The organism is Acinetobacter sp. YH16040_T (assembly GCF_024605785.1).
Classification (GTDB): domain Bacteria; phylum Pseudomonadota; class Gammaproteobacteria; order Pseudomonadales; family Moraxellaceae; genus Acinetobacter; species Acinetobacter amyesii.
In genome coordinates this window covers 1,357,082-1,383,945 of sequence record NZ_CP094541.1, presented here as the reverse complement: position 1 = coordinate 1,383,945, position 26,864 = coordinate 1,357,082, and the positions used below count along the sequence as shown (strand labels likewise).

General features: G+C 40.2%; 24 protein-coding genes and 1 pseudogene. 18 read left to right on the top strand and 7 right to left on the bottom strand.

The window, feature by feature from the left end; all coding sequences use genetic code 11:
- Positions 1–59: 59 nt before the first annotated feature.
- Positions 60–878, bottom strand: a complete 819-nt coding sequence (gene prmC / locus MST16_RS06690; protein WP_180010360.1) for a peptide chain release factor N(5)-glutamine methyltransferase — start codon at positions 876–878, stop codon at positions 60–62.
- The gene (prfA, locus tag MST16_RS06685) at positions 878–1,966 is read right to left on the bottom strand and encodes a peptide chain release factor 1 (protein WP_078188570.1); all 1,089 of its coding nucleotides are present in this window, start codon (positions 1,964–1,966) and stop codon (positions 878–880) included. Before prfA ends, prmC begins: the two co-directional genes overlap by 1 nt.
- A 368-nt stretch (positions 1,967–2,334) precedes the next feature.
- Between prfA and MST16_RS06680 the strand changes: the two genes are divergently transcribed.
- The 5 genes from MST16_RS06680 (at position 2,335) to MST16_RS06660 (ending at position 6,307) form a co-directional block, all read left to right on the top strand.
- Positions 2,335–2,763: a glycine zipper domain-containing protein gene (locus tag MST16_RS06680; RefSeq protein ID WP_078193959.1), complete on the top strand. Its 429-nt coding sequence runs from the start codon at positions 2,335–2,337 to the stop codon at positions 2,761–2,763.
- A gap of 287 nt (positions 2,764–3,050) precedes the next feature.
- A complete protein-coding gene (locus MST16_RS06675; protein ID WP_168377731.1) occupies positions 3,051–3,578 on the top strand; it encodes a hypothetical protein in 528 nt (175 codons plus the stop codon).
- Between the two features lie 178 nt (positions 3,579–3,756).
- Positions 3,757–4,764: an LLM class flavin-dependent oxidoreductase gene (locus MST16_RS06670; protein WP_180010361.1), complete on the top strand. Its 1,008-nt coding sequence runs from the start codon at positions 3,757–3,759 to the stop codon at positions 4,762–4,764.
- Between the two features lie 233 nt (positions 4,765–4,997).
- Positions 4,998–5,474 carry an inner membrane protein YiaA gene (gene yiaA, locus MST16_RS06665; protein ID WP_180010362.1) on the top strand — a complete coding sequence of 159 codons (477 nt, stop codon included), beginning with the start codon at positions 4,998–5,000 and terminating at the stop codon, positions 5,472–5,474.
- A 260-nt stretch (positions 5,475–5,734) separates the two neighbouring features.
- Positions 5,735–6,307 carry a flavoprotein gene (locus tag MST16_RS06660; RefSeq protein ID WP_180004943.1) on the top strand — a complete coding sequence of 191 codons (573 nt, stop codon included), beginning with the start codon at positions 5,735–5,737 and terminating at the stop codon, positions 6,305–6,307.
- Positions 6,308–7,308: 1,001 nt separating this feature from the next.
- Here MST16_RS06660 and MST16_RS06655 read toward each other — a convergent pair.
- Positions 7,309–8,145, bottom strand: coding sequence for a pyruvate, water dikinase regulatory protein (locus MST16_RS06655; protein WP_168377735.1), 837 nt, complete (start codon positions 8,143–8,145; stop codon positions 7,309–7,311).
- A gap of 153 nt (positions 8,146–8,298) precedes the next feature.
- Between MST16_RS06655 and ppsA the strand changes: the two genes are divergently transcribed.
- The 12 genes from ppsA to alr all read left to right on the top strand — a co-directional run bounded on the left by ppsA (position 8,299) and on the right by alr (position 21,143).
- The gene (gene ppsA, locus MST16_RS06650) at positions 8,299–10,677 is read left to right on the top strand and encodes a phosphoenolpyruvate synthase (protein WP_180010363.1); all 2,379 of its coding nucleotides are present in this window, start codon (positions 8,299–8,301) and stop codon (positions 10,675–10,677) included.
- An 82-nt stretch (positions 10,678–10,759) separates the two neighbouring features.
- The gene (locus MST16_RS06645; RefSeq protein WP_180010364.1) at positions 10,760–11,542 is read left to right on the top strand and encodes an RDD family protein; all 783 of its coding nucleotides are present in this window, start codon (positions 10,760–10,762) and stop codon (positions 11,540–11,542) included.
- A 302-nt stretch (positions 11,543–11,844) separates the two neighbouring features.
- Positions 11,845–12,912, top strand: coding sequence for a ubiquinol oxidase subunit II (gene cyoA / locus MST16_RS06640; RefSeq protein WP_078193967.1), 1,068 nt, complete (start codon positions 11,845–11,847; stop codon positions 12,910–12,912).
- A gap of 3 nt (positions 12,913–12,915) precedes the next feature.
- Complete coding sequence (gene cyoB, locus MST16_RS06635; protein WP_078193968.1) at positions 12,916–14,904, top strand: cytochrome o ubiquinol oxidase subunit I; 1,989 nt, start codon at positions 12,916–12,918, stop codon at positions 14,902–14,904.
- Between the two features lie 4 nt (positions 14,905–14,908).
- A complete protein-coding gene (gene cyoC / locus MST16_RS06630; protein WP_078188581.1) occupies positions 14,909–15,529 on the top strand; it encodes a cytochrome o ubiquinol oxidase subunit III in 621 nt (206 codons plus the stop codon).
- Positions 15,529–15,855: a cytochrome o ubiquinol oxidase subunit IV gene (locus MST16_RS06625; protein ID WP_078188582.1), complete on the top strand. Its 327-nt coding sequence runs from the start codon at positions 15,529–15,531 to the stop codon at positions 15,853–15,855. The genes cyoC and MST16_RS06625 overlap by 1 nt, the downstream gene beginning before the upstream one ends.
- Positions 15,856–15,865: 10 nt before the next feature.
- Positions 15,866–16,744 (top strand): heme o synthase, encoded by an 879-nt coding sequence (cyoE, locus tag MST16_RS06620; protein ID WP_180010365.1) that lies wholly within the window; start codon positions 15,866–15,868, stop codon positions 16,742–16,744.
- A gap of 519 nt (positions 16,745–17,263) precedes the next feature.
- Complete coding sequence (gene rpsF / locus MST16_RS06615; protein WP_004696436.1) at positions 17,264–17,650, top strand: 30S ribosomal protein S6; 387 nt, start codon at positions 17,264–17,266, stop codon at positions 17,648–17,650.
- 12 nt (positions 17,651–17,662) lie between these two features.
- Positions 17,663–17,890 (top strand): 30S ribosomal protein S18, encoded by a 228-nt coding sequence (gene rpsR, locus MST16_RS06610; RefSeq protein WP_004278792.1) that lies wholly within the window; start codon positions 17,663–17,665, stop codon positions 17,888–17,890.
- Between the two features lie 9 nt (positions 17,891–17,899).
- The gene (gene rplI, locus MST16_RS06605; protein WP_078188585.1) at positions 17,900–18,346 is read left to right on the top strand and encodes a 50S ribosomal protein L9; all 447 of its coding nucleotides are present in this window, start codon (positions 17,900–17,902) and stop codon (positions 18,344–18,346) included.
- A gap of 238 nt (positions 18,347–18,584) precedes the next feature.
- Positions 18,585–20,024 carry a replicative DNA helicase gene (gene dnaB / locus MST16_RS06600; protein ID WP_078188586.1) on the top strand — a complete coding sequence of 480 codons (1,440 nt, stop codon included), beginning with the start codon at positions 18,585–18,587 and terminating at the stop codon, positions 20,022–20,024.
- Between the two features lie 48 nt (positions 20,025–20,072).
- The gene (gene alr / locus MST16_RS06595; protein ID WP_180010366.1) at positions 20,073–21,143 is read left to right on the top strand and encodes an alanine racemase; all 1,071 of its coding nucleotides are present in this window, start codon (positions 20,073–20,075) and stop codon (positions 21,141–21,143) included.
- A gap of 94 nt (positions 21,144–21,237) precedes the next feature.
- Here the strand turns inward: alr and MST16_RS06590 are convergent, their stop codons facing one another.
- From MST16_RS06590 to MST16_RS06575, 4 genes and pseudogenes are all read right to left on the bottom strand, one after another.
- On the bottom strand, positions 21,238–21,972 hold the full coding sequence (locus MST16_RS06590; protein ID WP_180010367.1) for a proteasome-type protease: 735 nt from the start codon (positions 21,970–21,972) through the stop codon (positions 21,238–21,240).
- Positions 21,973–21,989: 17 nt separating this feature from the next.
- The gene (locus tag MST16_RS06585; protein WP_168377742.1) at positions 21,990–22,769 is read right to left on the bottom strand and encodes a transglutaminase family protein; all 780 of its coding nucleotides are present in this window, start codon (positions 22,767–22,769) and stop codon (positions 21,990–21,992) included.
- Positions 22,766–23,368: an alpha-E domain-containing protein gene (locus tag MST16_RS06580; protein WP_168377743.1), complete on the bottom strand. Its 603-nt coding sequence runs from the start codon at positions 23,366–23,368 to the stop codon at positions 22,766–22,768. Before MST16_RS06580 ends, MST16_RS06585 begins: the two co-directional genes overlap by 4 nt.
- A gap of 22 nt (positions 23,369–23,390) precedes the next feature.
- A pseudogene (locus MST16_RS06575) lies at positions 23,391–24,824 on the bottom strand (circularly permuted type 2 ATP-grasp protein); the annotation flags it as partial.
- A gap of 374 nt (positions 24,825–25,198) precedes the next feature.
- Between MST16_RS06575 and MST16_RS06570 the strand changes: the two are divergent.
- On the top strand, positions 25,199–26,197 hold the full coding sequence (locus MST16_RS06570) for a YafY family protein (RefSeq protein WP_168377745.1): 999 nt from the start codon (positions 25,199–25,201) through the stop codon (positions 26,195–26,197).
- The last annotated feature ends 667 nt before the right edge of the window (positions 26,198–26,864 follow it).

Below are 26,864 nucleotides of genomic sequence, written 5' to 3'. Positions count from 1 at the left end.
AAAACAAAAAAATAAAGCGCATTCAATGCGCTTTATTTTTGACTATCTCTAATACCAAATCAATGTTGCCACTGACCTAAACTGACACGGTCATTACCACCATAATCTTTTACAGTCCGAACATTTCGATATCCAGCCTGTAAGAACAAATGTCTGACTGCTTCCCCTTGGTCATAACCATGTTCGAGCACCACCCAACCATTCACGGTTAAATGTTTTTTGGCTTGAAGAATGATTTGTTCAAGATCTGCAAGTCCATGATTGTCTGCAACCAAAGCACGTTCAGGCTCTGTCGCCAAATCCTTCATGTGTACATCATCAACATCGATATACGGCGGATTTGACACAATTACATCAAAGAAAGCACGTCCAAAAGGTTTCAACCAAGAACCTAAGACAAACTGCACATGTTCAAGATCATGCTTTTTGGCATTAAACTCAGCAACTTCCAAGGTAGGTTCGTAAATATCCGAAGCTACAATTGACCACTCTGGACGCTCACTGGCTAATGACAAGGCTACAGCGCCAGTTCCTGTTCCTAAATCCACCACACGAGCATCTTCAGGAAGTTCTAAACGGAGTACAGTTTCAACGAGCACTTCGGTATCAGGACGTGGCACCAAAGTGTCTTTAGTCACTTTTAAATCTAGCGTCCAAAATGGCTGAGAACCTGTGACATAAGCCAAAGGCTCACCCGCAGCAATACGAGCAAGACTTTCAACATAGAGTTGTTCTTGCTCAGCTGTTAATTCTTGATCCTTTTTCAGGATTAAATCAAAAGAATCAATCTTGGTGATGTGCTCTAACAACCACGCATTTTCCTGACGTTCATAACTTTCAGGTTCACCACGATAGGCCAAAGCCTGTGCAATATTCATCAGCCACCATTCTGCTGTGCTAATAATGCCAACTGATCGGCTTGATATTCACGATGCAAACTATCTAGCAATTCAGTCAAATCACCTTCCATCACAGCATCTAACTTATACAGTGTTAGGTTAATACGATGATCAGTCATACGACCTTGTGGATAGTTATAGGTACGAATACGCTCAGAACGGTCACCAGAACCCACCAGGTCACGACGCATTTCAGATGTCGCTGCATCTGCTGCTGCGCGTTTGGCATTTTCTAAACGAGAAACCAATAGCGCCATCGCTTTGGCTTTGTTTTTATGTTGTGAACGTTCATCCTGACATTCTACAACTGTACCCGTTGGTATATGGGTAATACGCACAGCAGAGTCAGTTTTGTTAATGTGCTGACCACCCGCACCAGATGCACGATAGGTATCAATCCGTAGTTCTGAAGGATTAATTTCAACACTAGTGTCTACATCAATTTCCGGCAAAATCGCAACAGTACATGCCGAAGTATGAACACGACCTTGTGACTCTGTTGCAGGAACACGCTGTACACGATGTGCACCACTTTCAAATTTCAAACGACCATATACGCCTTCACCATTGATGAGGCAAATCACTTCTTTATAACCGCCGTGTTCGCCGTCATTTTCAGACAACACTTCAATACGCCAACCTTGTGATTCAGCATATTTACTGTACATGCGATACAAGTCACCCGAGAAAATTGCAGCTTCGTCACCACCTGTTCCGGCACGGATTTCTAAATAAGCAGAGTTCGCATCATTCGGATCTTTTGGAATCATCAGAATGTTTAAGTCTGCTTCAAGCTGACCAATCAAAGCTTTATTTTCTTTAATTTCTTCAACAGCCATCTCTTTAAAATCTGGATCCGTCATCATTACTTCAGCAGTCTCAATATCTTCTTCTGCTTGACGGTATTTTTTCCAAACTTCAGTGATTTCAGATAAATCACTATGCTCACGTGACAACTGACGGAAACGTTTATTGTCTGAAATGACTTCTACATCTGCGAGTAATGCATTTAATTCTTCGTGACGGTCAGAGAGCTGATCTAATCGTAAACGTAACGATTCTTTCATTTTTCAAAAAATCTCAATACACAGGCTCTACCGCTAAACTTTCACGGATATGCCAAAATTCAAAATAATGGGGCTAGTGTACCGATAATGGGTCTGAAATGACATATATATTGTTTTTTGGCCTATCAATGACCCTAAATATCAAAGTGTGAACTTCATCACTCCTACCTTTCTCCATAAAGTCGTACAGATTTTCAGCATTCGACCTTTTTTTTCACAATATTAATAAAACTTATACAAACTAGACACTCAAATCACCAAATAAAGAGAAAGCTCTCCATATTTATAGCGAATAGTTTTGTTACATTTACTGCCATCGAAATGATTATCAAAAAGTCCTCGCGTTTATGAAGGACATGGAGTGAACTATGAAACTGAATACTCTTTTAATGACAGCCACTCTAGCAACTGCTTCTATGTTCACTGTGTCTGCAAATGCAGATAGTACAACACGCGTTGCTGCAGCTAGTGCATTAGGTAGTGTTGCAGGTACTGCAATTGGTAAAAACATGGGCGGTAATACCGGCGCTACAATTGGTGCTGCTCTTGGTGGTGCTGGTGGTGCTGCGGTAGCAAGTAATAAACGTAACCGTACAGAATCTGCAATCGGTGGTGCTTTAGGTGGCGGTACAGGTTATACCGTTGGTAAAAGCATGGGCGGTACAAACGGTGGTTACATTGGTTCTGCACTAGGTGCTGCTGGTGGTGCTGCTCTAGGTAATAAAATCTCTAAAGATAAAGCTTACGACAAACACCAAGAACGTAAATACAAAAAACGTTACCGTCGTCGTCACTAATTCAAAATTAGTGAGTCCTTATTGAATAGTGAAAATAGCACCTTCGGGTGCTTTTTTTATGTATCGCCTTTTTTCAAATGATAAATACAACTTTATTTATTGCACCTCAAATATGTAGATTTGCCTTCTCTCCAACCATGTCATCAATCATGTAGAAATAAAGTGCAAAATTTACATTGCAGCAACGGAATACGTATTTTATTTCACATCACGCTCCAAATATTCGCTATGTGTTTTCATATATTGATATCAACAGATAAACATCATGCTTCGTAAGGAGTTTAAAAATGAAAATTAATAAAATTCTATTCAGTGCAGCAATTGCCGCTTCAGCACTTACTATGACTGCAACACATGCAGGTAATAGCACCAATACTGCATTAACATCTGCTTTAGGTGGTGTTGTTGGTGCAGCAATCGGTAACCAAGTTGGCGGCCAAACTGGCGCAATGATTGGTTCAGCAATTGGTGGCGGTGCAGGTGCAGCAGCATCGGCAAACAAACGTGACCGTAATGGTGCCATCATCGGTGGTGCACTTGGTGGCGCAGGTGGTTATACCGTAGGTAAAAACATGGGCGGCACAAACGGTGGTTATATCGGTGCTGCACTTGGTTCAGCTGGTGGTTCTGCACTAGGTAAAAAAGTGTCTGAAGACCGTCGCTATGATGACCGTTATAATGGTCGTTATGATGATCGCTATGACCGTCGTTATAACAACCGTGGCTATCGTACCAATAATTATAGCTACAACGACCGAGGCTACCGTGGAGACAATGGTCGTCACTTAGGTTGGTACAAAAACGGTAAACGTTAATCGATATATTTCAATGGAAAAAAATCAGCACCTTCGGGTGCTTTTTTTGTATAAAAAAAAGTTTAGATATATCTAAAGTTGTCTTTTTACACCGTCCCACGACCATATCGAGTTTATTCGATATACATTCAGCTTTTTATATCGTATTATTTCGATATAAAGATCTCTGAGAGAAAACATGCGTACTCTAGCCGATACAAAATTTTCAATACTTGAACTCGCACCTGTTCGAAATGATAAAACCATCGAATTTTCACTCAAACATGCACTCCAGTTAGCACAGAAAGCAGAACAACTTGGCTATGACCGTCTATGGTTAGCCGAACACCACAATATGGACGGCATCGCAAGTTCTGCAACTGCGGTTTTACTTGGTTATCTCTTAGCAAATACACAATCTATCAAGCTCGGTTCAGGCGGGATTATGTTGCCCAACCATGCGCCTTTAGTTGTCGCTGAACAATTTGGCACACTTGAAACGTTATATCCTGGCCGCATTGAACTCGGCTTAGGTCGGGCACCAGGTACCGACCAAACCACCATGCGCGCTTTACGCCGTGGCCGTCAGGAAACCGAAGATCAATTTCCACAAGATGTCCTTGAGATATTGCAATACTTTAAAGCACCTGAGCCACAGCAGCGCATCATTGCTACACCGGGACAAAATACACATGTTCCTGTATGGCTTTTAGGTTCAAGTCTGTTCAGTGCACAACTCGCTGCACGTTTAGGTTTACCCTATTCTTTTGCTTCACATTTCGCACCACGCATGCTTGGACAAGCAATTCAGCTCTATCGTGAAAATTTCCAAGCATCCGAATATTTAGATCAACCTTATGTGTCTATGGGCGTACCAACGGTTGTCGCCGAAACAAATGAAGAAGCAGAATATCTGGCAACGAGTGCTTATCAACGCGTTTTAGGTTTAATGCGTGGTCAAAGTTTAAAACTCAAAGCTCCAGTCGACAGTATGCAAGGCTTATGGTCTGCTACAGAGAAGATGTCTGTTGATAATTTCTACGCTATGGGACAAGTCGGTTCAAATGCAACCGTTCGAGCAGGTTTAGAAAACCTACTCACCAAATATGACGTTGATGAATTTATTTTCACCTGCGACATTTACGATACCGATAAGCGCATTGAAAACTTCGAACGTTTAATGCAAATCAAAAATGATCTGGCTTAAGACTCTCAACTTAATGATCTAATCCAAGCGTTTAATCCGTCTAAAGGTAGAATTGTGACTACATTTTTTGTGGCTCTTTAGACGGATAGCAGTCAACAGATAATATGGTTTCGGCTAACAACGACCAAACCTGTACTTAAAAACCATCATTGCCTCAAAGAAATAATTGCTTTACTCATTTTCATTCCTGTATAAATATTAAACACAAGCAAAACAATGAGAAAAATAAGCAGATGAGCCAATATATTAATAAACCCACACCCGCATTTATCGCAGCAAGTTGGTGTGCCCTCATTTTAGGCGCTGTAGTGTTTTGCATAGGTTTATTCAATGCAAATATGATGCTGAATGAAAAAGGCTTTTATCTCATTTTATTGCTCTATGGATTATTTTCATCGGTTTCATTACAAAAAATCATTCGTGACCGTTTAGAAGGAATGCATGTCACTGCAATTTACTTTGGACTGTGCTGGGCATCCGTCATTATTTGCCTCGTACTTCTTGCCATTGGCCTATGGAATGCTGAACTAGCATTAAGTGAAAAAGGTTTTTACATGATGGCTTACTTAATGAGTTTGTTTGGCGCAGTTGCAGTACAAAAGAATATTCGTGATATGGACTATTTACGTACCCATACCGACCAACCCGAACTTAAGCATTCAACCCCGAGTCAGCTTGACTATAGCTCACAAGATGATGAACCACTTTAAAACTCACAAAATTTATAGATCTCAAAAGCCGTTCATGCAGGTCGCTCATTATTTCGACCTGCTTGAGCGAAAGATGAACTTCAACGCATAAAAAAATCAGTTCACTCCTAGAAATCTATAAATGACAAGGGCCAAGCAAATCAATTCTAGACAAATTGCATGACTCATCAGACTGAAAAAACGCTTTACCCCAACTGGCCCATCACAGAATATATTCCTATCTAAGACTCAACTAAAAAAACAAAAGATAAGGAATAAATATGGCCAACAAGCAGGATGCAACCCACCATATTTTTAATAATCATCTAGAAGATTTTGAACACTTTCGTGGAACGATCATCAGTTCAGAACAGATCAAAGATTATGATTTTAAGAATCAAAAAATCGCAATTATTGGGATAGATCAGCATGTGGTCTCTGAACTACATCATCTATGTCAGGTTGCAGATAACATCATGGTCTATCAAATCAAACCGCAATTTGTCTTACCACGCACCGAACGTCTACTGAATAAATTAATCCAGCACCCACTGATTGCAAAAAATCGACGTTTATTTAGCAATCGTATTAAGAGTATTTTGGCGATTCGCTTTTTAGAAGATCAAGTGCCGAACCATTGGTTAAGACATTTACTCAGTCCAAATACCGCAATTCAGAACAAAACCTTCCTAAAATCGGATCATTATTATGCAGCATTACAGCAGCCCAACTGCATCTTAAACACTTGGCCTATTGCAAAAATTCAGAGTAATTCAATCACGGCTTTAGATGAGCATACGTTTGAGTGTGATGTCATTGTGCGCAGCGAATCTAACCAGCCTAAAGAAAAGTAATTACATTGCAATTATTTTCACATGACAATTACTAGAATTTATCCGATTGATCAAAACTCACAACACCAATAGCCATCTCTGGTGGCTTTTGCTAGATCCCCTACGTTATTGAATACTTCTATTCGGTAAGGCTAAGGATTCTTAAAAATCCATAAATGAAAATAGCTTTAATCGTGCTACATGCTTTTTCAGCGCTCAGACTTAAATCATGCCTCCGACCTGCATCATCAGCTACAGTTCATTTATAGAAGTGCGATTTTTGAATAGTTATGATCAATTCTTCATGAAAATTTTATTTCAAACCAATAAATTTTCAGTCTCTTAATTTTGTCTTACACAACTCTTTTAATGACTAATTATAAGTAGGAAAATTTATACCGATGCTCATATTCAGCCGACATTTACTTATGTTCTAATCTATATTCAATAAGAAAATAACTGCTAAAAATCCAATTTTAATATCACTTCATATCTGCTTTTAAAGCCTAAATAGTCTCAATTCGAGCATTCCCCACCCACATCAATTAAATAAATGATGCCATTTCTTGAGATTTAACACCTAAAAGCGACTGTTTGATTATTTTTTATTCTATTTTCTGCCTATTTTTTTAGCATTTAAATCAGTATTTTTTAAAATTATGATCAAATATTAAACTATATGTGCTAAATCTAGTATATACACTACTCTTATCAAGTAGATTATTCAGGCTTAATTCATAGATAAAAACACAGCAATACACGGATTATTTTAAAAGATTGAAGCTGTCAATTAGGCCATATTTTATAAATTTTCAGCCAAAAAAATTCATCAAATTGGTACACATTTGAATACAGAATTTGCTTAAATTTTAAGTCTAAATGTTGAGAAAAATTTTCATCAATATTTTAAATATTTATCATTCATTAAAAGTATGACAAGTCAAAAATTAATACTATTTTTATATAATTTATACAGTAATTTATTATCATTAAAAGAGCCACCAAAGTGGCTCAATTTACACTTAACCAATGCGACGCTTCAGTCCGGTCATTTGTAAAACACGTGTTGAAATTTCTTCAATCGACATTTCTGACACGTTTAAGTATTTGATTCCTTCAGAAATATAAATACCTTCAATCGCACGTAGTTCCATTTGGCACTGACTAAAACTTGCATAACGACTATTGGCCTTACGCTCTGAACGAATTGCTACAAGGCGCTCTGCATCAATCATCAAGCCAAATAACTTATGTTTATGCTCACGTAAAACTGCAGGTAAACGGTTGTCATCCAAGTCTTCTTCTGTCAACGGATAGTTCGCTACACGAATACCAAATTGCAAAGAGAGATAGATGGAAGTCGGTGTTTTACCCGAACGTGACACGCCGATTAAAATCAAATCAGCTTTATCATAATGACGAGTACGTGCCCCATCATCGTTATCTAAAGCAAAATGCACCGCATCAATACGTGCTTTATAAGACTCAGAATCTGTTACTGCATGGGTTTGACCGACTAAAGTTGTAGGAGCTGTACCCAACTCGTCCGACAATTTACTAATAAGCCCCTCAAAAACATCAAGATTTACTGCATCTGCCGTATTAATAATGTCACGTACATACGGGTCAACAAGGGTGTCAAACACCAAAGGCTTTTGACCGTCTTGCTGCGCTCTAAGATTGATCTCTGCAACCACATTTGTAGCTGCTTCTTCAGAGGTAATATAAGGAATAATATGAATGTCAAAATCTACATGAGGGAACTGGGCTAACAGTGAATGACCAAGCGTTTCTGCGGTAATCGCTGTCCCATCCGAAACAAAGAAAACACTACGCTGAATCTGTTTACCTTCTGACATTAAAATTCTCCTCCAAAATTTGTCTTAGTGCTATATAATCATTATAGTAAACCATCTTACATGACTGTCACTTAGTAAATTTAGAATGCTAAGTAATTTGTTATAATTTCATGCCAAGATAGTGATTAATACTGCAAAAGTGGAGTAACAACTTTGGAAGCGCGCGTAATTGGTCTAGAAAAATTAGGGAAACACGACGTAGAACTCGTGGGTGGTAAAAACTCATCATTAGGTGAAATGATCAGCCATCTAGCAAATGCTGGTGTATCTGTTCCTGGTGGTTTTGCTACTACAGCTCAAGCATATCGTGAATTCCTCGAGCAAAGTGGCCTAAACGCTAAAATTAACGCTGAACTTGCTGCACTCAATGTTGACGATGTAAATGCACTTGCTGAAACTGGTGCAAAAATCCGTCAATGGATTGTAGACACTCCGCTTACAGCTGAACTTGAAACAGAAATTCGTGAGGCTTTCACAGCTCTTTCAAACGGCAACCCTGATATCGCGGTTGCCGTTCGCTCATCTGCAACAGCAGAAGACTTACCAGATGCTTCATTTGCTGGCCAACAAGAAACTTTCTTGAACATCCGTGGTATCGACAACGTCCTTATTGCGATTAAAGAAGTATTTGCTTCACTTTATAACGACCGCGCAATTTCTTACCGTGTACACCAAAACTTCGCACATGACGTCGTTGCGTTATCTGCAGGTGTTCAACGCATGGTTCGCTCTGAAACAGGCGCAGCTGGTGTAATGTTTACACTAGATACAGAATCTGGTTTCCGTGACGCAGTTTTCATCACAGCATCTTATGGCTTGGGTGAAATGGTTGTACAAGGTGCAGTTAACCCTGACGAATTCTATGTATCTAAACCACTTCTAAATGCAGGCAAACACGCTGTATTACGTCGTAACCTTGGTTCTAAACACCAAAAAATGATTTATGGTGAAGAAGGCGCTGCTGGTAAATCAGTGGTTGTTGTAGACGTTGAAAAAGCAGATCGTCAACAATTCGCTTTAAATGACCACGAACTTCAAGAACTTGCAAAACAAGCATTGATCATTGAAAACCATTACGGTTCTGCAATGGACATCGAATGGGCGAAAGATGGTGATGACGGTCAAATCTATATCGTTCAAGCACGTCCTGAAACTGTGAAAAGTCGCCAAAGCGTAGGTACAATGGAGCGCTACCTTTTAAAACAAAAAGGTACAGTGATTTGTGAAGGCCGTTCAATCGGTCAACGTATCGGTTCTGGTCGTGTACGTATTGTGACTTCAATCAAAGAAATGGACAAAGTGCAAGACGGCGACGTACTTGTATCTGACATGACTGACCCAGACTGGGAACCAGTAATGAAACGTGCTGCTGCGATTGTCACTAACCGTGGTGGTCGTACTTGTCACGCTGCAATTATTGCACGTGAACTTGGTGTCCCTGCAATCGTAGGTTGTGGTAATGCAACTGAAGTATTAACTGATGGTCAAGAAGTGACTGTTTCTTGTGCTGAAGGTGACACAGGCTTTATTTACGAAGGTGCTTTGGACTTTGAAATCCAACGCAACTCTATCGAATCTATGCCTAAACTTCCGTTCAAAATCATGATGAACGTAGGTAACCCTGACCGCGCATTTGACTTTGCTCAAATTCCTAACGAAGGTGTTGGTCTTGCTCGTCTTGAGTTCATCATCAACCGTATGATCGGTGTACATCCTAAAGCATTGCTTAACATTGACAGCCTACCACGTGAAACTCGTGCTGCTGTAATGTCACGTACTGCGGGTTATGCATCTCCTATCGAATTCTATGTTGAAAAACTAGTTGAAGGCATTTCTACACTTGCTGCAGCGTTTGCTGACAAACCAGTGATTGTTCGTATGTCTGACTTTAAGTCAAACGAATATGCAAACTTAATCGGTGGTAAGTTATACGAACCTGAAGAAGAAAACCCAATGCTTGGCTTCCGTGGTGCAAGCCGTTATGTGTCTGACAACTTCCGTGACTGCTTCGAACTTGAATGCCGCGCACTGAAAAAAGCACGTGACGAAATGGGCTTAACCAACATTCAAATCATGATTCCTTTCGTACGTACTGTTGCTGAAGCGAAACGTGTTATTGAATTGTTAGCGCTTAACGGTCTTAAACGTGGTGAAAATGGTCTTAAAGTGATCATGATGTGTGAACTTCCAACTAACGCTTTGTTGGCTGAACAGTTCCTTGAACACTTCGACGGTTTCTCTATCGGTTCTAACGACTTAACTCAGTTAACACTCGGTCTAGACCGTGACTCTGGTATCGTTTCTCACCTATTTGATGAACGTGATCCAGCCGTTAAAGCACTTCTTTCTATGGCAATCCATGCTTGTCGTAAAGCTGGCAAATACGTAGGTATTTGTGGTCAAGGCCCTTCAGATCACCCTGACCTAGCTAAATGGTTAATGGAACAAGGCATTGAGTCTGTTTCGCTTAACCCAGACTCAGTATTAGACACTTGGTTCTTCCTTTCTGAAGAAAAAGCTCAACAAGCTTAATAAACTGTGTTAAAAAAAGACCCACATGTGGGTCTTTTTTTTTATTTATACTTTTACAGACGTTTTTTGAGATTTTAGTTTTATGCAGATTTACTTGGCACGAAATAACCAACAAGCTGGTCCCTACACCTTAGAACAACTTAACCAAATGCTCGCGAGCCAACAAGTGTTACTCACGGACTTGGTTTGGCACCAAGGTATGACCGAATGGAAAGCTTTGGGTGAACTCACTCAAGGTCAGTTGGTTTATATGCCTGCAGGATATACTGCACCAACAGCATTCGAATCAAATCAAACTGCAACTACACCATCAAATACCTACGCACAGTCTCAAGCGGTAAAAGAGCAAACTAGCCTAGCAAGTATTCCTAAACGTGTCCTGGCTAAAATCGTCGATTTACTCCTTTGGATACCGGCAACTTTTATCTTAACGGCATTTTTTAATCCAAGTGAAAAGACACAATTTGCCAATCTAAATGAACAGTTTATGCAAGCTGTGATGACCCCAAATGCTGACCCCAATGTTTTACAAGCACTACAAACACAAATGGTTGAAATGTTTCCCAACCAAGCTTGGATTGCAATGTTTGCGTATCTCTTCATTATGCTTTTCATTCAAGCATATTTGATTGCTAAATCAGGTCAAAGCATTGGTAAAAAAATCACCAAGATTAAAATTGTAGATGCCGAAACCAGTCAACCTGTAAACCTCATGCGTGGCTTCACTTTACGCAGTGTTTTATTTATTTTCCTGAACTTTTTATCGATGCCTTTAAGCGCAATCATTGATTCCGTTTTTATTTTCGGCAAAAAGCGTCAAACCTTGCATGACAAATTGGCAAAAACCAAGGTAATAAACCAATAATTTTCACTTTTATTCAGGGATGATTTTCTCATCCCTTTTTTGTGCATTATATTGAAATTAAAATAAAATTTAGATAAAAAAAATACAATCCCGACTAGCAAAATAGGGTTTTAATACAGTCATTTAAAGCATCTTTATGTATAGCTTAGTTTGCCGATATCAGGCATAATGCCCTACAACGTAGCGGTGTCACATGATTGTGACTGTTTTTTCATGTCTGAAAAAATCACAATCATGCGACACTTTATTCGCTATCCCAAATTTTAAATTTAGGGAATGGGACTCTTCACCGAGGTTGTAAAATGAGACAAACAATTTTAGCTGTATTGTCTTTATCTGCGATCGCTGCACTCTTAACTGGGTGTGGTGGTGATATGGTACTTCTAAACTCAAAAGGTCCAGTTGCTGAAGGTCAGTCAAACCTCATGCTTACTGCGATCTACCTAATGTTGTTGGTAGTTATTCCATCAGCACTTATGGCTCTTTGGTTTGGTTGGAAATATCGCGCGTCAAATAAAGATGCAGACTATGCACCTACTTGGGCACACTCGACTGCAATTGAAGTTGTAGTTTGGGGTATTCCCGTAATTATTATCGCTATTTTAGCTTGGTTAACTTGGTGGGGTTCCCACAAGTATGACCCTTACCGTCCACTCGAGTCAGATAAAGCTCCTTTAACTGTTCAAGTTATTGCTGAACAATTTAAATGGATCTTCATCTACCCTGAACAAGGCATCGCGACTGTAAACGAGATCCGCTTCCCTGAGAAAACTCCTGTAAGCCTTCGTTTAACATCTAACTTCACAATGAACTCATTTTTCATTCCGGCGTTAGGTGGTCAGATTTATGCTATGGCAGGTATGCAAACTCACTTGAACTTATTAGCTGATGAAACTAGTCCTGCTGAAGGCTTCCGTGGTTTCTCTTCTAACTATTCAGGTTATGGCTTCTCACAAATGCGCTTCCGTGCACATGCTGTGACTGATGCTCAGTTTGCTGAATGGGTTTCTGCTGTTAAAGCTGGTAATGGTTCTTCAGTTAATCCTGAAGCGGTTCAAAAAACTGTTTTAGACCAAGCTGAATTTGCAACCTTACGTGACGGCAACCGTTCTAAACACCAGATCGAAGTTTTAGTTGCCAAAGCAACTACTCCTGAAGAGAAGGCTCTAGCTGAAGCAATGAAGCCTTACCCTACTAAGCCACACCCAGTGACTTACTATTCTTCAGTTGAACCTAAATTGTTCGAATCAGTGATTAACAAATACATGAGCAACTACCACGGTGCTGATCATACAGCTACTGTTGGACACGAAGCTGCTGCTTCTGAAGCTCATGCAGGCGTTGAACATGCGACTGTTGCAGGGGAATAAGACATGAGCTTATTAGGTAAGTTAGGACCAGATGCAATTCCACACGACCCAATCGTGTTGGTTACTGTTGCAATGATGATCCTTGGCGGTATCGCAATTGTTGCTGGTATCACCTACTTTAAAAAATGGGGCTACTTGTGGAACGAATGGTTCACATCTGTAGACCATAAAAAAATTGGTATCATGTATATCCTCGTGTCAATTGTCATGCTTGTGCGTGGTTTTGCCGATGCGATTATGATGCGTCTTCAACTGTTCCTTGCAAAAGGTGGCGGTGAAGGTTACTTACACCCAGAACACTATGACCAGATCTTTACTGCCCATGGCGTAATCATGATCTTCTTCGTAGCAATGGGTCTAGTTGTTGGTTTAATGAACGTTGCTGTACCACTTCAAATTGGCGCACGTGACGTAGCATTCCCATTATTAAACTCTCTTAGCTTCTGGTTATTCGCCGGCGCTGCGGGCTTAATGATGGCTTCTCTTGCAATTGGTGAATTCGCTGCAACAGGTTGGATGGCTTACCCTCCACTTTCTGGCATCGAATACTCTCCAGGTGTAGGTGTAGACTACTATATCTGGGCACTTCAGGTTTCTGGTCTAGGTACGCTTCTTACTGGTGTTAACTTCTTCGTTACCATCATCAAAATGCGTGCGCCTGGCATGAAACTTATGGACATGCCTATTTTCACTTGGACTGCATTAGTTACTGTAGTGCTTATCGTTGCAACATTCCCAGTTTTGACTGCGACTATTGCAATGCTTTCACTTGACCGTTACTTCGGCTTCCATTTCTTTACAAATGACATGGGTGGTAGCCCAATGTTGTATGTAAACTTGATTTGGACTTGGGGTCACCCGGAAGTTTACATCTTGGTATTACCAGCTTTTGGTATTTACTCAGAAGTTACTGCTGTGTTCTCACGCAAAGCGTTGTTCGGCTACAAATCTATGGTGTACGCAACTGTAGCAATTGGTGTTCTTTCACTAGTTGTATGGGTTCACCACTTCTTTACAATGGGTGCTGGTGCCAACGTTAACGCGTTCTTCGGTATCATGACCATGATCATTGCGATCCCTACTGGTGTGAAAATCTTCTCTTGGTTATTCACCATGTACAAGGGCCGCATCACCTATACAACTCCAATGCTTTGGACACTTGGCTTCCTTGTGACTTTCGGTATTGGTGGTTTAACAGGCGTATTAATGGCAGTTCCACCAGCGGACTTCTTAGTACACAACTCTTTATTCCTTATCGCTCACTTCCATAACGTAATTATTGGTGGTGTAGTGTTCGCGATGTTCGCGGGTATCATTTTCTACTGGCCAAAAATGTTTGGTTGGAAATTGAATGAAACTTGGGGTAAAGCAGCGTTCTGGTTCTGGTTCTTCGGTTTCTACTTTGCATTCATGCCACTTTATATCCTTGGTTTCATGGGTATGACTCGTCGTTTGAATACATATGACAACCCTGAATGGGATCCGTACTTAGCGATCGCTTTATTTGGTTCTGTATTGGTTGCTATCGGTATCTTCTGTTTTGTTATGCAAATCGTTGTTGGTTTCCTTCAACGCAAAGACAACATGGACGTTACTGGCGATATCTGGGATGGTCGTACTCTTGAGTGGGCTACTTCATCTCCTTCACCATTCTATAACTTTGCTTATCTTCCAAAGATCAATGGTATTGATACTTTCTGGACTGACAAAGAAAATGGTGTAGCTTACGCTAAGCCAACTACATACGAAGACATCCATATGCCTACAAACCGTGCGGCAGGTTTCGTAATTGCAATGTTTATTACAGTTATGGGCTTCGCATTAATCTGGCATATCTGGTGGTTAGTCGTTGTAACTTTCATTGCTTCAATTATCAGCTTCATCGTTTCTTCTTTCACTAAGAAAGTTGACTACTATGTTCCAGCTGCAGAAGTTGAACGTATTGAAAATGAACGCTACGCGCTTCTTGAAAAACATTTGAAGAAGGACTAAGACAATGGCTGAAGTACTTCATCACGACAACCACGGACATGACGAACATCATCATCACGATGATACTGACATCACTGTCTTTGGTTTCTGGACTTACTTGATGAGTGACTTGGTTCTTTTCGGGACACTCTTCATCGCGTTCGCTGTATTAAGTAGCCACGTTCCAGTGGGTACGCCAAGTGCACAAGAGCTGTTTGGTGAATCTTTAGGTTTCGTTTTAACTGAAACTTTCGCCCTTCTTATCTCTTCTGTAACTTTTGGTTTTGCTGTTCTTGCAGCATACAAGAAAAATGTTGGTCAAGTTTTAACTTGGTTAGCAGTTACTTGGGTATTTGGTGCAGCCTTCATTGGCATGGAACTTTATGAGTTCAATCATTTAGTTCATGCTGGTCATGGCCCAAGCACAAGTGCGTTCTTATCTGCGTTCTTTACTTTAGTTGGTACGCACGGTATTCACGTAACTTCTGGTTTGGTATGGATGCTTGTGTTGATGTTCCAAATCAAGAAATATGGTTTGACACTTCCAAACACTCGTCGTCTTGCTTGCCTAAGCTTGTTCTGGCACTTCCTTGACATCGTTTGGATCTGCGTATTCAGCGTTGTTTACTTGATGGGAGTTATCTAATGAGTCACGATCATAACTCTGCTGGTGCAGCTCACGGTAACGTTAAACAATATACAATCGGTTTTATCCTTTCTGTTCTACTTACCGTAATTCCATTCGGTATGGTAATGGCAGGTGGTTTTAGCCGTGGTCTATTGGTTGCCGTAATCGCGATTACTGCGGTTGCTCAGGTTCTTATTCAGTTAGTTTACTTCCTGCATATGAACTCTTCTTCAGAGCAACGCTGGAACGTGATTGCATTTGTTTATACAATCCTCACAATTGCTATCCTTTTAGTAGGTTCTGTGTGGATTATGAACTACCTTCACTTCAACATGATGATCTAAACTGGTCGTCATGCTGAAAAAGTATTTATTCCTGACTAAACCAGGAATTCTCTTTGGTAACTTTGTTACCGCTTTGGGTGGCTACTTTGTAGCTGCCCAAGGTTCTGTAGATTTCCTTCTGTTGCTTCTTACCCTCTTAGGCACCCTCTTTGTGGTCGCTTCTGGATGTGTAATCAATAACGTTATTGATCAAGACATCGACTCAAAAATGCAACGCACACAAAATCGTGCGATGGTAAAAAAATCAATCTCGATTCCTGTTGCTTTAGTTTTTGCTTTAGTTTTAGGTGTATTTGGTTTTAGCATTTTATGGTTCTGGGTAAATGCTTACGCTTTTCTTTTTGCTGTTATTGGTTTTGTCGTATACGTTGGTTTTTACAGCTTATGGACAAAACGAACAACAATTCATCAAACCATTATCGGCAGTCTTTCTGGCGCAGCGCCACCTGTAATCGGGTATACGGCTGTTGCAAACCAGTTTGATTTAGGTGCATTACTGATTTTTATTGGTTATGCATTTTGGCAAATGCCTCATTCTTGGGGAATTGCAGTTTACCGATTTGATGACTACAAAAATGCAGGAATTCCAATTTTACCTGTAGCACGTTCAATTCACCGTACCAAAGTTGAGTCTTTGGTTTATGTGTTTTTGTTCTGCATGACCATGAATGGTTTATTCTTTTTTGGTTATGCAAATTGGATTTATATGATTGTCCTGAATGCCTTAAGTCTTTATTGGATTTATCTGACCATTCAAGGATTCAAAGCTGAAGATGATCAAGTTTGGGCAAAACAATATTTCATGTTTTCGGTCAAATTGATCACAGTGATTAGTTTAATTTTTTGTTTTACTTCCACTGCCCCTCTAAAGCCAATTGTATTTTTTTAAAAAAGATAGAGTTTTACTCTATCTTTTTTTATTTCTAGGCATCTTCAATGCAAAGCAAAAATTTAAATCGAAATACTACTATACACACTAAAACTGTTTTAACGCTGATTCTCCCAATATCTACCCATGTACAATAGATTTCAGACAAGTACAAAAATATTTCATATTTGTATTAGGATTCAAATCGATATCTACAATCAAATATGACAAAAGATCTTTAATTTAAATCAAATTTATATCATTACAACGTCTATATGATCGTAACTCATCAAATACAAGATAAGCTCCCCGCAATTAAAAACATATCTCCTATTTTACAATCTGCATCCGATTCTAGTTGTGTCCTAAAGATAGTCATTAAACCACAAAATAATTAAGCCTTTTTAGGTGTATGCCTTGTATTTCAAACCTAAACGCTCTAAAATTCACGCTTCGCAAACTTTGCGACACAACTTTAGTTGTGACTCCTTGCTTCAATCAATTAATGATTGGGGCTGCCTAAACCGTAAGGAGCTGACAATGCGTCACTACGAAATCGTACTATTGGTACATCCAGACCAAAGCGATCAAGTTGTGGGTATGGTAGAACGTTACCTAACTCACATCAAAGAAGCTGAAGGTCAAATCCACCGTCTTGAAGACTGGGGCCGTCGTCAATTGGCTTACCCAATCAACAAGATCCACAAAGCTCACTACATTCTTATGAATGTTGAGTGTGGTCAAACTACTCTTGATGAGCTAGAAGAATTGTTCCGTTATAACGATGCAATCATTCGTAGCCTTATCATCCGTCGTGAAAACGCTATCACTGAAGAGTCACTATTGGCTAAGAGTGCTGAAGAAAAACGTGCGCGTAAAGCTCAACGTGAAGAAGCACAACAAGCTCAAGACTCTGCTGAAGCATAAGGAGAACATAACATGGCACGTTTTTACCGTCGTCGCAAGTTCTGCCGCTTTACAGCTGAGAACGTTACGTACATCGACTACAAAGATATCGACACTTTAAAACAGTACATCACTGAAAACGGCAAGATTGTTCCTAGCCGTATTACAGGTACTAAAGCTCGTTACCAACGTCAATTAGCGCTTGCTATCAAACAAGCTCGCTACTTGTCTTTGATCCCTTACACTGACAATCATAAGTGAGGTTGAGCTGTGGATATTATCTTATTACAACGCATTAAAAACCTTGGTAAATTAGGCGATAAAGTTTCAGTTAAAGCTGGTTACGGCCGTAACTTCCTTATCCCTCAAGGTAAAGCAGTTGCTGCTACTGAAGCTAACACTGCTGCATTTGAAGCTCGTCGTGCTGAACTTGAGAAACAAGAAGCTGAAGTATTAGCTGCTGCTCAAGCACGTGCTGACCAATTGAACGAAGTTAACATCGTGATCACTGCTAAAGCTGGTGACGAAGGTAAACTATTCGGTTCTATCGGTACTCGTGACATCGCTGACGCGTTAACTAATGCTGGTCTTGTTGTAGACCGCGCAGAAGTTCGTTTACCAAATGGTGCGCTTCGCAACACTGGTGAATTCAACATCGCAATCCAATTGCATCATGATGTTGTTGCAGAAGTTCTCGTTACTATCGTAGCTGAGTAATTTCTTGCAAAGAAAAGAGCATGCTTACGCATGCTCTTTTTTTATCTGTAAAAAATAGTGCTCCAACTTTTTTATATTTTTAACTCTTCATTCAATTCAATGTATGACGAATTAATCGGAAATACTTGTTCGCATTTCTGTAGAAAACGCCTATCATTTCAGTTCAATGAAGAGTTGAAAAAACTGTAATTAGCACCCATTTCCATCACATTAAATGGTTTCAGCATCAGGGATTTTTATGTCACAGGCGAATGCCAGCAAGCCAAACTCTACGCCAACAGCAAAAACCACAGAACAAAGTTCGTTGAAAGAGTTTCGTACCCCACCCCATAACCTAGCGATTGAACAAGCTGTGCTTGCCGCACTGATGACCGTTGCAGAATCTTTTGAGCAAGTGGGTGATGTACTGACTGAAGCTGATTTTTATGCGACCCGTCATAAATATATTTTCCGTGCAATCGATCAACTGTCAAAAGATAGCTCACCTTATGATGCGGTCTTAGTCAATGACTGGCTGATTAAACAAAACTTGCTCGATGCTGCTGGTGGCGAAGAATATCTGATGCAACTCATGTCAGATTCACCTTCAAGTTTCTATAACCTTGAAACGTATGCTGCAAAAATTAAAGAGTTTTCCACTTTACGCAGCATGATTAAAGTCAGCTCAGAAATTTTACAAAATGCCTATGACACCAAAGGTCGTACGGTCAGTGAAATTTTAGATCTAGCAGAAACCAATATTTTCTCTATTGCCGAGCAACACAACAACAACGCCAAAGCACAAGGCCCTAAAGCTATTAACTCTGTCGTTGCTAGTGTTTTTGATAAATTGAATGAACTTTCACAAACTGAAGGCAGTATCACGGGTTTAACCACTGGATTTGTAGAACTTGATAATAAAACCTCAGGTATGCAAGCAGGCGATTTAATTATTGTAGCGGCCCGTCCATCGATGGGTAAAACTACTTTTGCCATGAACTTGGTTGAAAGCGTGCTGTTTAATAACAACCTGCCCGCTCTGGTTTATTCCATGGAGATGCCTGCAGACTCAATTGCCATGCGTTTGATATCCTCATTCGGTCGTGTACACCAAGGGCATTTACGTGCAGGTAAAATGGATGCTGATGAATGGTCGAAAGTAACCAGTACCATTGTGCATCTCCAAGAAAAGAATTTGTATATCGATGACTCGTCTGCACTACCTCCAACGGAAGTACGTGCCCGCGCGCGCCGAATTGCCAAAATGCACGGCGGTAAACTTGGCTGCATTATGGTCGATTACTTGCAGCTTATGAAAGTACCCGGTATGGGCGATAACCGTGTTGGCGAGATCTCGGAAATTTCCCGAAGCTTAAAAGCACTGGCTAAAGAAATGCACTGCCCAGTAATTGCACTGTCACAGTTGAACCGATCACTGGAAAACCGTCCTAATAAACGCCCAGTGATGTCCGACTTACGTGAATCAGGTGCAATCGAGCAGGATGCCGATTTGATCATGTTTATTTACCGCGACGAGGTTTATAACAAAGAGTCTAAAGAAGCAGGTACTGCAGAAATTATTATTGGTAAACAGCGTAACGGTCCAATTGGTACTGTGCGTCTTGCCTTCGAAGGTCAATACACCAAATTTAGTAACCTCTCCCCTGAGTTTTATGCTCAGTATGATGATGAAGAGTAAAGACTCTTTATCATCCATTAATTCATCGACCCTGTAGGAGTATTTAGGGTGCGCCAAGCTACAGTTTATATTGATCAACAAGCACTTCAATATAATTTAAACCGTGTCAAACAACTTGCCCCAACCGCTAAAATTGTAAGCATGGTGAAAGCCAATGCTTATGGACATGGAGTTAAAGACTGCTTAGCAGCCTTAAAAGACAGTGATGCCTTCGGTGTTGCCTGTCTGGAAGAAGCGCTGGAAATTCGTGAACTCGGCTACCAGCAACCCATTACGCTGATCGAAGGCATTTTCTCTGCAGATGAAATGCAGGTTGTGATCGATCAGAATATTGAAGTCATTGTGCATCATCAGCCACAACTGGATTGGTTACTGGCAAATAAAGAAGCCTATATTGCGAAAGGCTTAAAAGTTTGGGTAAAACTCAACAGCGGTATGAACCGTCTTGGTTTTAAAATTGATGTGATTAAAGATGTGATCAATCAACTAAAAGCAGAAGGTTTTACCTGCGTGCTGGCGATGCACTTTGCCAATGCTGATGCGGAACATCCACTCAATGAACAGCAAATCCAGCAGTTCCTTGAAGTGAAAAATGACTGCGCACCTTTAATGGGTTCTTGCTGTAATTCAGCTGCGATCTATAAATATCCAGAATTGCATTTTGACTTTGTGCGTCCAGGTATCATGCTTTACGGCGCGACTCCATTTGCAGACAAAACTGTACATGATCTGGATCTAAAACCAGTGATGACTTTCACAGCTGAAGTCATTGCACTAAACAACATCAAAGCGGGTGAACATGTCGGCTATGGTTCTACTTTCACTGCTGATCAAGATATGACTTTAGCCATTGTTTCTATCGGTTATGGTGATGGTTATCCACGTGCTTTCCCGAAACAGAACTATGTAGCGATTAATGGTCAGCAAACCCGTGTGATTGGCCGTGTGGCAATGGACATGATTGCCATTGATGCAACTGGTCTCAATCTGGAATTAGGTACTGAAGTCGAACTATGGGGCAAATCCCGTCTGGTTGATGATGTAGCTGAAGCCAATGGTACGATTGGTTATGAATTATTATGCCGTATGAGCGCACGCCCTGTACGTAAATTAGCTTAATTAGCCAAATCAAAAAGCCCAGATCAAATCTGGGCTTTTTTTATCTCGCTTTTTTTATTCGCTTTTTAAATTGATCTATTCGTTGATCAAATCGTTATTGAAAATAGTCAGCTGTTGGTTTTGCCAATTCTATTAAGCCCTGACGTAATGCCTCTGACCAGCCTTTACTGATCATGGTGAAGTATGGGTCCTCTTCATAAATGCGCTTACCATTTGGTATTTCTAAACTGTCCTTTTTATAAACCAAAGCATCTAAAGGCATACCTACAGATACATTTGAGCGTATCGTTGAATCAAAAGAAATTAAGCTACAACGCATTGCTTCATCGAGTGGCATATCGTAACGCAAAGTTCGGTCGAGTATCGGCTTGCCATATTTGCTTTCGCCAATTTGAAAATATGGGGTATCAGGTGTTGCACAAATAAAGTTGCCTTGTGGATAGATGTTATATAACTGCATATCCGCACTGCCAATTTGACCGCCTACCAATAAACTACAGTAATAATTACTTTGTTCTAAAGTATCTGATGTGACATCTGAGATGACTTTTTTTAAGGTATGCCCGACCAATTCAGCCACTTCGAACATCGTATTTACACTATATAAATTCGGCTCTTGTTTGACCTCTAGCTGATTTTGTAAATGCCCAATGACCGCTTGTGTTGTGGCTAAATTTCCAGAGGTTTGGATGGTAATAAATCGCTCACCCACAATACCAAAGGAATAAAGTTTGCGAAAAACTGAAATATGGTCAACACCTGCATTTGTCCGTGTATCACTGATAAATACCATGCCATCTTTTAACCGTAATGCACAACAATAGGTCATTTTTATCCCTCAAATGATTAACAACTCAGCACTTGTACAATTGAGCTCATAGACTCAATACCACCTTTATCACGAACGCCTCGAACTGGAGCTACATCCCAGTAGTCCCGCCCAATCGCAACATAAATATGTGATTGTGGTGTAAATAGCTGATTACTGACATCAAAACAATACCATTTATTTTCGATATAGACTTCTACCCAAGCGTGACTGGCAAGGTGGCTACTATTCGGCACAAATAAATACCCAGAAATATAACGTGCAGGAATACCCAAATAGCGACACATTGCGATCATGACATGGCTATGATCCTGACATACCCCTTGCTTATGATGAAAAGCATCAATCGCTGAAGTATGTACCGATGTTTGATTCGATACATAGGGAATATGCGCCAATATCGCTTCAGCCAAACGAATCAGATTGGCACGATTGATACGAGGGACATAGCAATCGGCAAAACTTTTCATGTGAATATCGTACTGCGTACTCGGCGTTGGCTGTAAAAACAATTTCGGGTTTAAATCATCCGCATTTGAATCATTTGAACTCAAATTCATCTCTACGATGCCCTGCGCCATAATGGTCATTTGCAGATAAGGTTCGCGCTGCGTTGTGGTCAACCACACATTACCAAAAGTATCCAATTGCATATCACGCTGCCCCGGCACACTCACATCCCAATTTTGCACCTGTTGGTGTGCATTGGTGGACGGGGTCATTTTGATATATTGAATGCTTCTGTTTACCACATCAGTGTAAACATAATGGGTCTGATGGTTGATCATGAGCCTCATACAGCCACCTCAAACATATTTTGGATATGATCACTGAAATGGTAGAAGTTTTGGCTATTCGGCTGCTGTTTAAGTGCCAACCATGCCTCTTGCACGCTTTCCCATCCAAACTGAACCAAAGCCATGACAATATGTTCAATCTTCGCTAGGGTGTGTTGAATGTCCTGCTGCATGCGTAACTGGCGATCAAGCTGCTCTATGGCTTGTCCTAAACTAAAAAATAAAAATACATCTTCAGATTCGGACTCTAAAACATCTTGGCAATCTGTTACCACGTCACAGATATAACCTGGGTTATCACTCGCATTACGAATTAAACGGCTGAGTTCTGCATAACTTTTTGCTGAAAGTACACCCCTTAAGTCCTGAATATTACTTTGCGCATATTGAAATTGGCTGGAAAATGACGCCGGCTGCTCCGCATTTAAAACTAACTCATTCATTGAGTCGGCATCAAATGCTGGCAAACAAAAAGCATGTGCATAGTTCAATGCCGTATCAACATCTTGAAAAGGGAAAATACTGCATAAATATTGAGTACGTGCTAAATAACGCCCCAACCAAAAAATATGTTCTGCATTACTGTTTAATAAAATCATGTTTTGCTCCTTCACTGGAGTGCTATGAGCGTAAATCATCTACTACCCACGTATCTTTAATGCCGCCGCCTTGAGAAGAATTCACTACCAATGAACCTGCTTGCATCGCGACACGAGTTAAGCCACCCGGCACAATTTCAGTTCGATATGGAGAGCTCAGTACAAATGGACGCAAATCGATATGGCGTTCCGAAACACCGGCCTCACTTAGGGTTGGGCTGACAGATAAATTTAAAGTCGGCTGTGCAATATATAAATGTGGTGCTGCGGCCACCTTATCTTTAAAGCTATTTAATTCTTGTAAAGAGGCTTGTGGACCGATCAGCATGCCGTATCCACCTGAACCCTGTGCTTCTTTGACCACCAATTTTTCGATATTCGACAGCACATAATCCAATTCGTTCTGCTCACGACATTGATAGGTCGGCACATTTTTCAGGATCGCTTGTTCGCCTAAATAGAAATGAATCATTTTATCCACATATGGATAAATCGATTTATCATCTGCTACGCCTGTTCCCGGTGTATTTGCAATGACCACATTATGTTGCATATACGCTGACATGAGCCCTGCTACGCCCAAAGTACTGTAAGGTTTGAAACATAATGGATCGAGAAAAGCATCATCCACACGACGATAAATTACATCAACCTGTTGTCGGCCTTTAATGGTTTTCACATAAACCTTATCGTTTTCTACATAAAGGTCACGCGATGTCACTAAGGGTACATCCATCTCCCTTGCCAAAAAAGCATGTTCATAATAAGCACTGTTAAAACGCCCTGGGGTTAAAACCACGATAAACGGGTTATCGACGTAGGCATTTTCTGCAAGAATTTCACGTAAAAGCTGCGGATACTGCTCAATCCCCATGATGTTGCTTTGCTGGCAAAGTTCAGGCATCAGTTTTTGACTGATCTTACGGCTTTCTAGCATATACGACACACCAGACGGTGTTCTAAGATTATCCTCAAGGACGTAAAATTCGCCTGATTGATCTCGGATGATATCAATGCCACTGATTTGGCTATAAATTTTACCTTTTAGCCCATGCATATACATTTGTGGCAAATAGGCTTCATGGGTTAAGACTTGCAGTTCAGGAATAATTCCTGCTTTTAAAATATCTTGTTGATGATAGACATCATGTAAAAACAGATTGAGTGCTTTCACGCGCTGTGCGCAGCCTAGAGATAAATTATTCCATTCCTTTCGTGCAATCACACGCGGAATAAGATCATAAGGTATGGTGCGTTCAATGCCCTCATCTTCGCCATACACTGTAAAAGTAATGCCTTCATAGAGAAAATGTTGTTTTGCAACCTGATTTAGTTGCTTCAATTCATCAAGCGTATGCTGTGATAACCACTGCTCTATCCGTTGGCATGATTCTTTAGCTACCGTTTTGCTGTCGCGCATTTCATTAAAAAAATCCGAATTGAATTGATTAAACAGCGCATATCCTCGAGCAAGTGGTAAAGTTTTTAATGTAGAGACAGAAGTATTAACCAACTTTGCCTCATAACCCTCAATTCCATTTGAAGTTGTATTACGATTTTCTTTCAGCATAGCAACTCCATGTTTTTGTCATGTTTTGTAAATCAGATAAAGCAATATATATGCCATCAATACATATGCTGCTTCTCTTTGATTATTTACGCATCATTTTTGCAAAGTGGTACAGCATGTAACTGCTCAAGTTGTGTCAAATTGCGTTATTAAAATCATCTTAGTTTTTTTAGATGAAGACTTGCTTAACGCAGGAAGATTTCTTATTGTGTCCCACAGCATCATTTTATTCATTTAAGTCCAAGTTCAAGCACTAGATTATGTCTTCACAAGAAAAAGAAACGTCGAACAGCCTCTATCGTCAGTGGCAAATTCTTTCACGACTGTCCACAGGTAAGTGGATGGGTACCCGTGAATTACAAGAAATACTGAACCGTGAAGGCATTGATATCAGCCTACGCACCATTCAGCGTGACTTAAATCAAATTTCTCTACGTTTCCCAATTGAGAGCAGTAAAACAACGCCGCAAGGCTGGCGTTGGCGTTCTGATGCACCGATTCAAAGCCTGCCTCATATGACCAGCTCACAAGCGGTCACCTTTATGATGGTTGAGGAACATCTAAAGCATTTGCTTCCGCCAAGCTTAATTGAAGAAATGAATCCTTGGTTTGACCTCGCACGTCGAAGTCTGTCGTCGCAAAATAATGTCCGTCAGTGGATTAACCGCGTGCGGATCGTGCCAGCTACTCAGCCATTGATTCCTCCTGTGGTTGAAAAAGTCGCACAGCAATCGATTTATGAAGGCTTACTACAAGACAAACAACTGGAATGTCTATATCAAGGTCGTGGACAACAAAGCGAAGAAAAGACCTATATTTTAAATCCACTGGCGTTGGTCCAAAAAGGTGCAATTATTTATTTGGTGTGCACACGTCATGACAAAACAGACATCCAAACCTTTGCTTTACATCGTTTTAAATCAGCTACAGTCTTAAATTCACGTGCATTACACCCTGTCGATTTTGATATTGATGCCTATATTGACTCTGGAGCGCTTGGCTTCCGTGTGGACTTCAATAAGCCGACTGAAATGATTCAGCTCAAATTAACCATGTCGGAATCAGAAGCAGTTTATTTTGAAGAAAGTCAGCTAAGTAAAGATCAAGTGATTCAAAAAACCGAAGATGGCTGGGTTGAAGTTAGTGCAACAGTACCTTTTACCTCTCAATTAACATGGTGGCTGCGTAGTTTTGGTAAAAAGATTCAAAAAATTGAACCTGAAGAAGTCGCTATTGTTGTACAACAACGCAATGATTAAACCGATCTAAGGTTTTCTGCTACCTTAAATACTAACTAATGTTACGCACATAAAAGTAATTTCGCATTTTAAAAATGATTTTTAAGTCTATTCGACGGAGTCTTACATCTAGGGTTTAAATAAAGGAATTAGCCTTCGGCTGGAGGTACTTTTGTTTCGGCAAAAGTACCCAAAACCATTGTCATCCGCAAAACTCGTTCACTAACGTCTACTTATTCAAAGTATCGCAAAAACATTTTTAAATAAATGTAGTCCTGTCTCAAACACTTGCGGATGACCTTACCGCGTATCATTCTTTTATTTGAGGTGACAACTTCTAACGCATAATGAATATCTAGTACATTATTTATGCTTAGATTTTCCCTTAAAATATCAACACATAAAAAAGTCCCAACGCTGGGACTGGATAATTTCTTAGAATATTTTTGTAATTTTAGTCGTTTAGGTCAAAGGAACTACAGCATAAGTATCTGCTGAATACCTTATGCCGTAGCGCTAATTTCTCATGGCTATAATCAATTACTGACATAGGCAGGCTAGGTCGGCATTATTATAACGAATAGATTTCATAGTCATATTCAGCACCTCGTGTTTAGAAAGTAAAATCACTTTAACCTCCATTTTGTACACTGTGAAATAACAAGAACCGCGCTACTTTTCATAAATT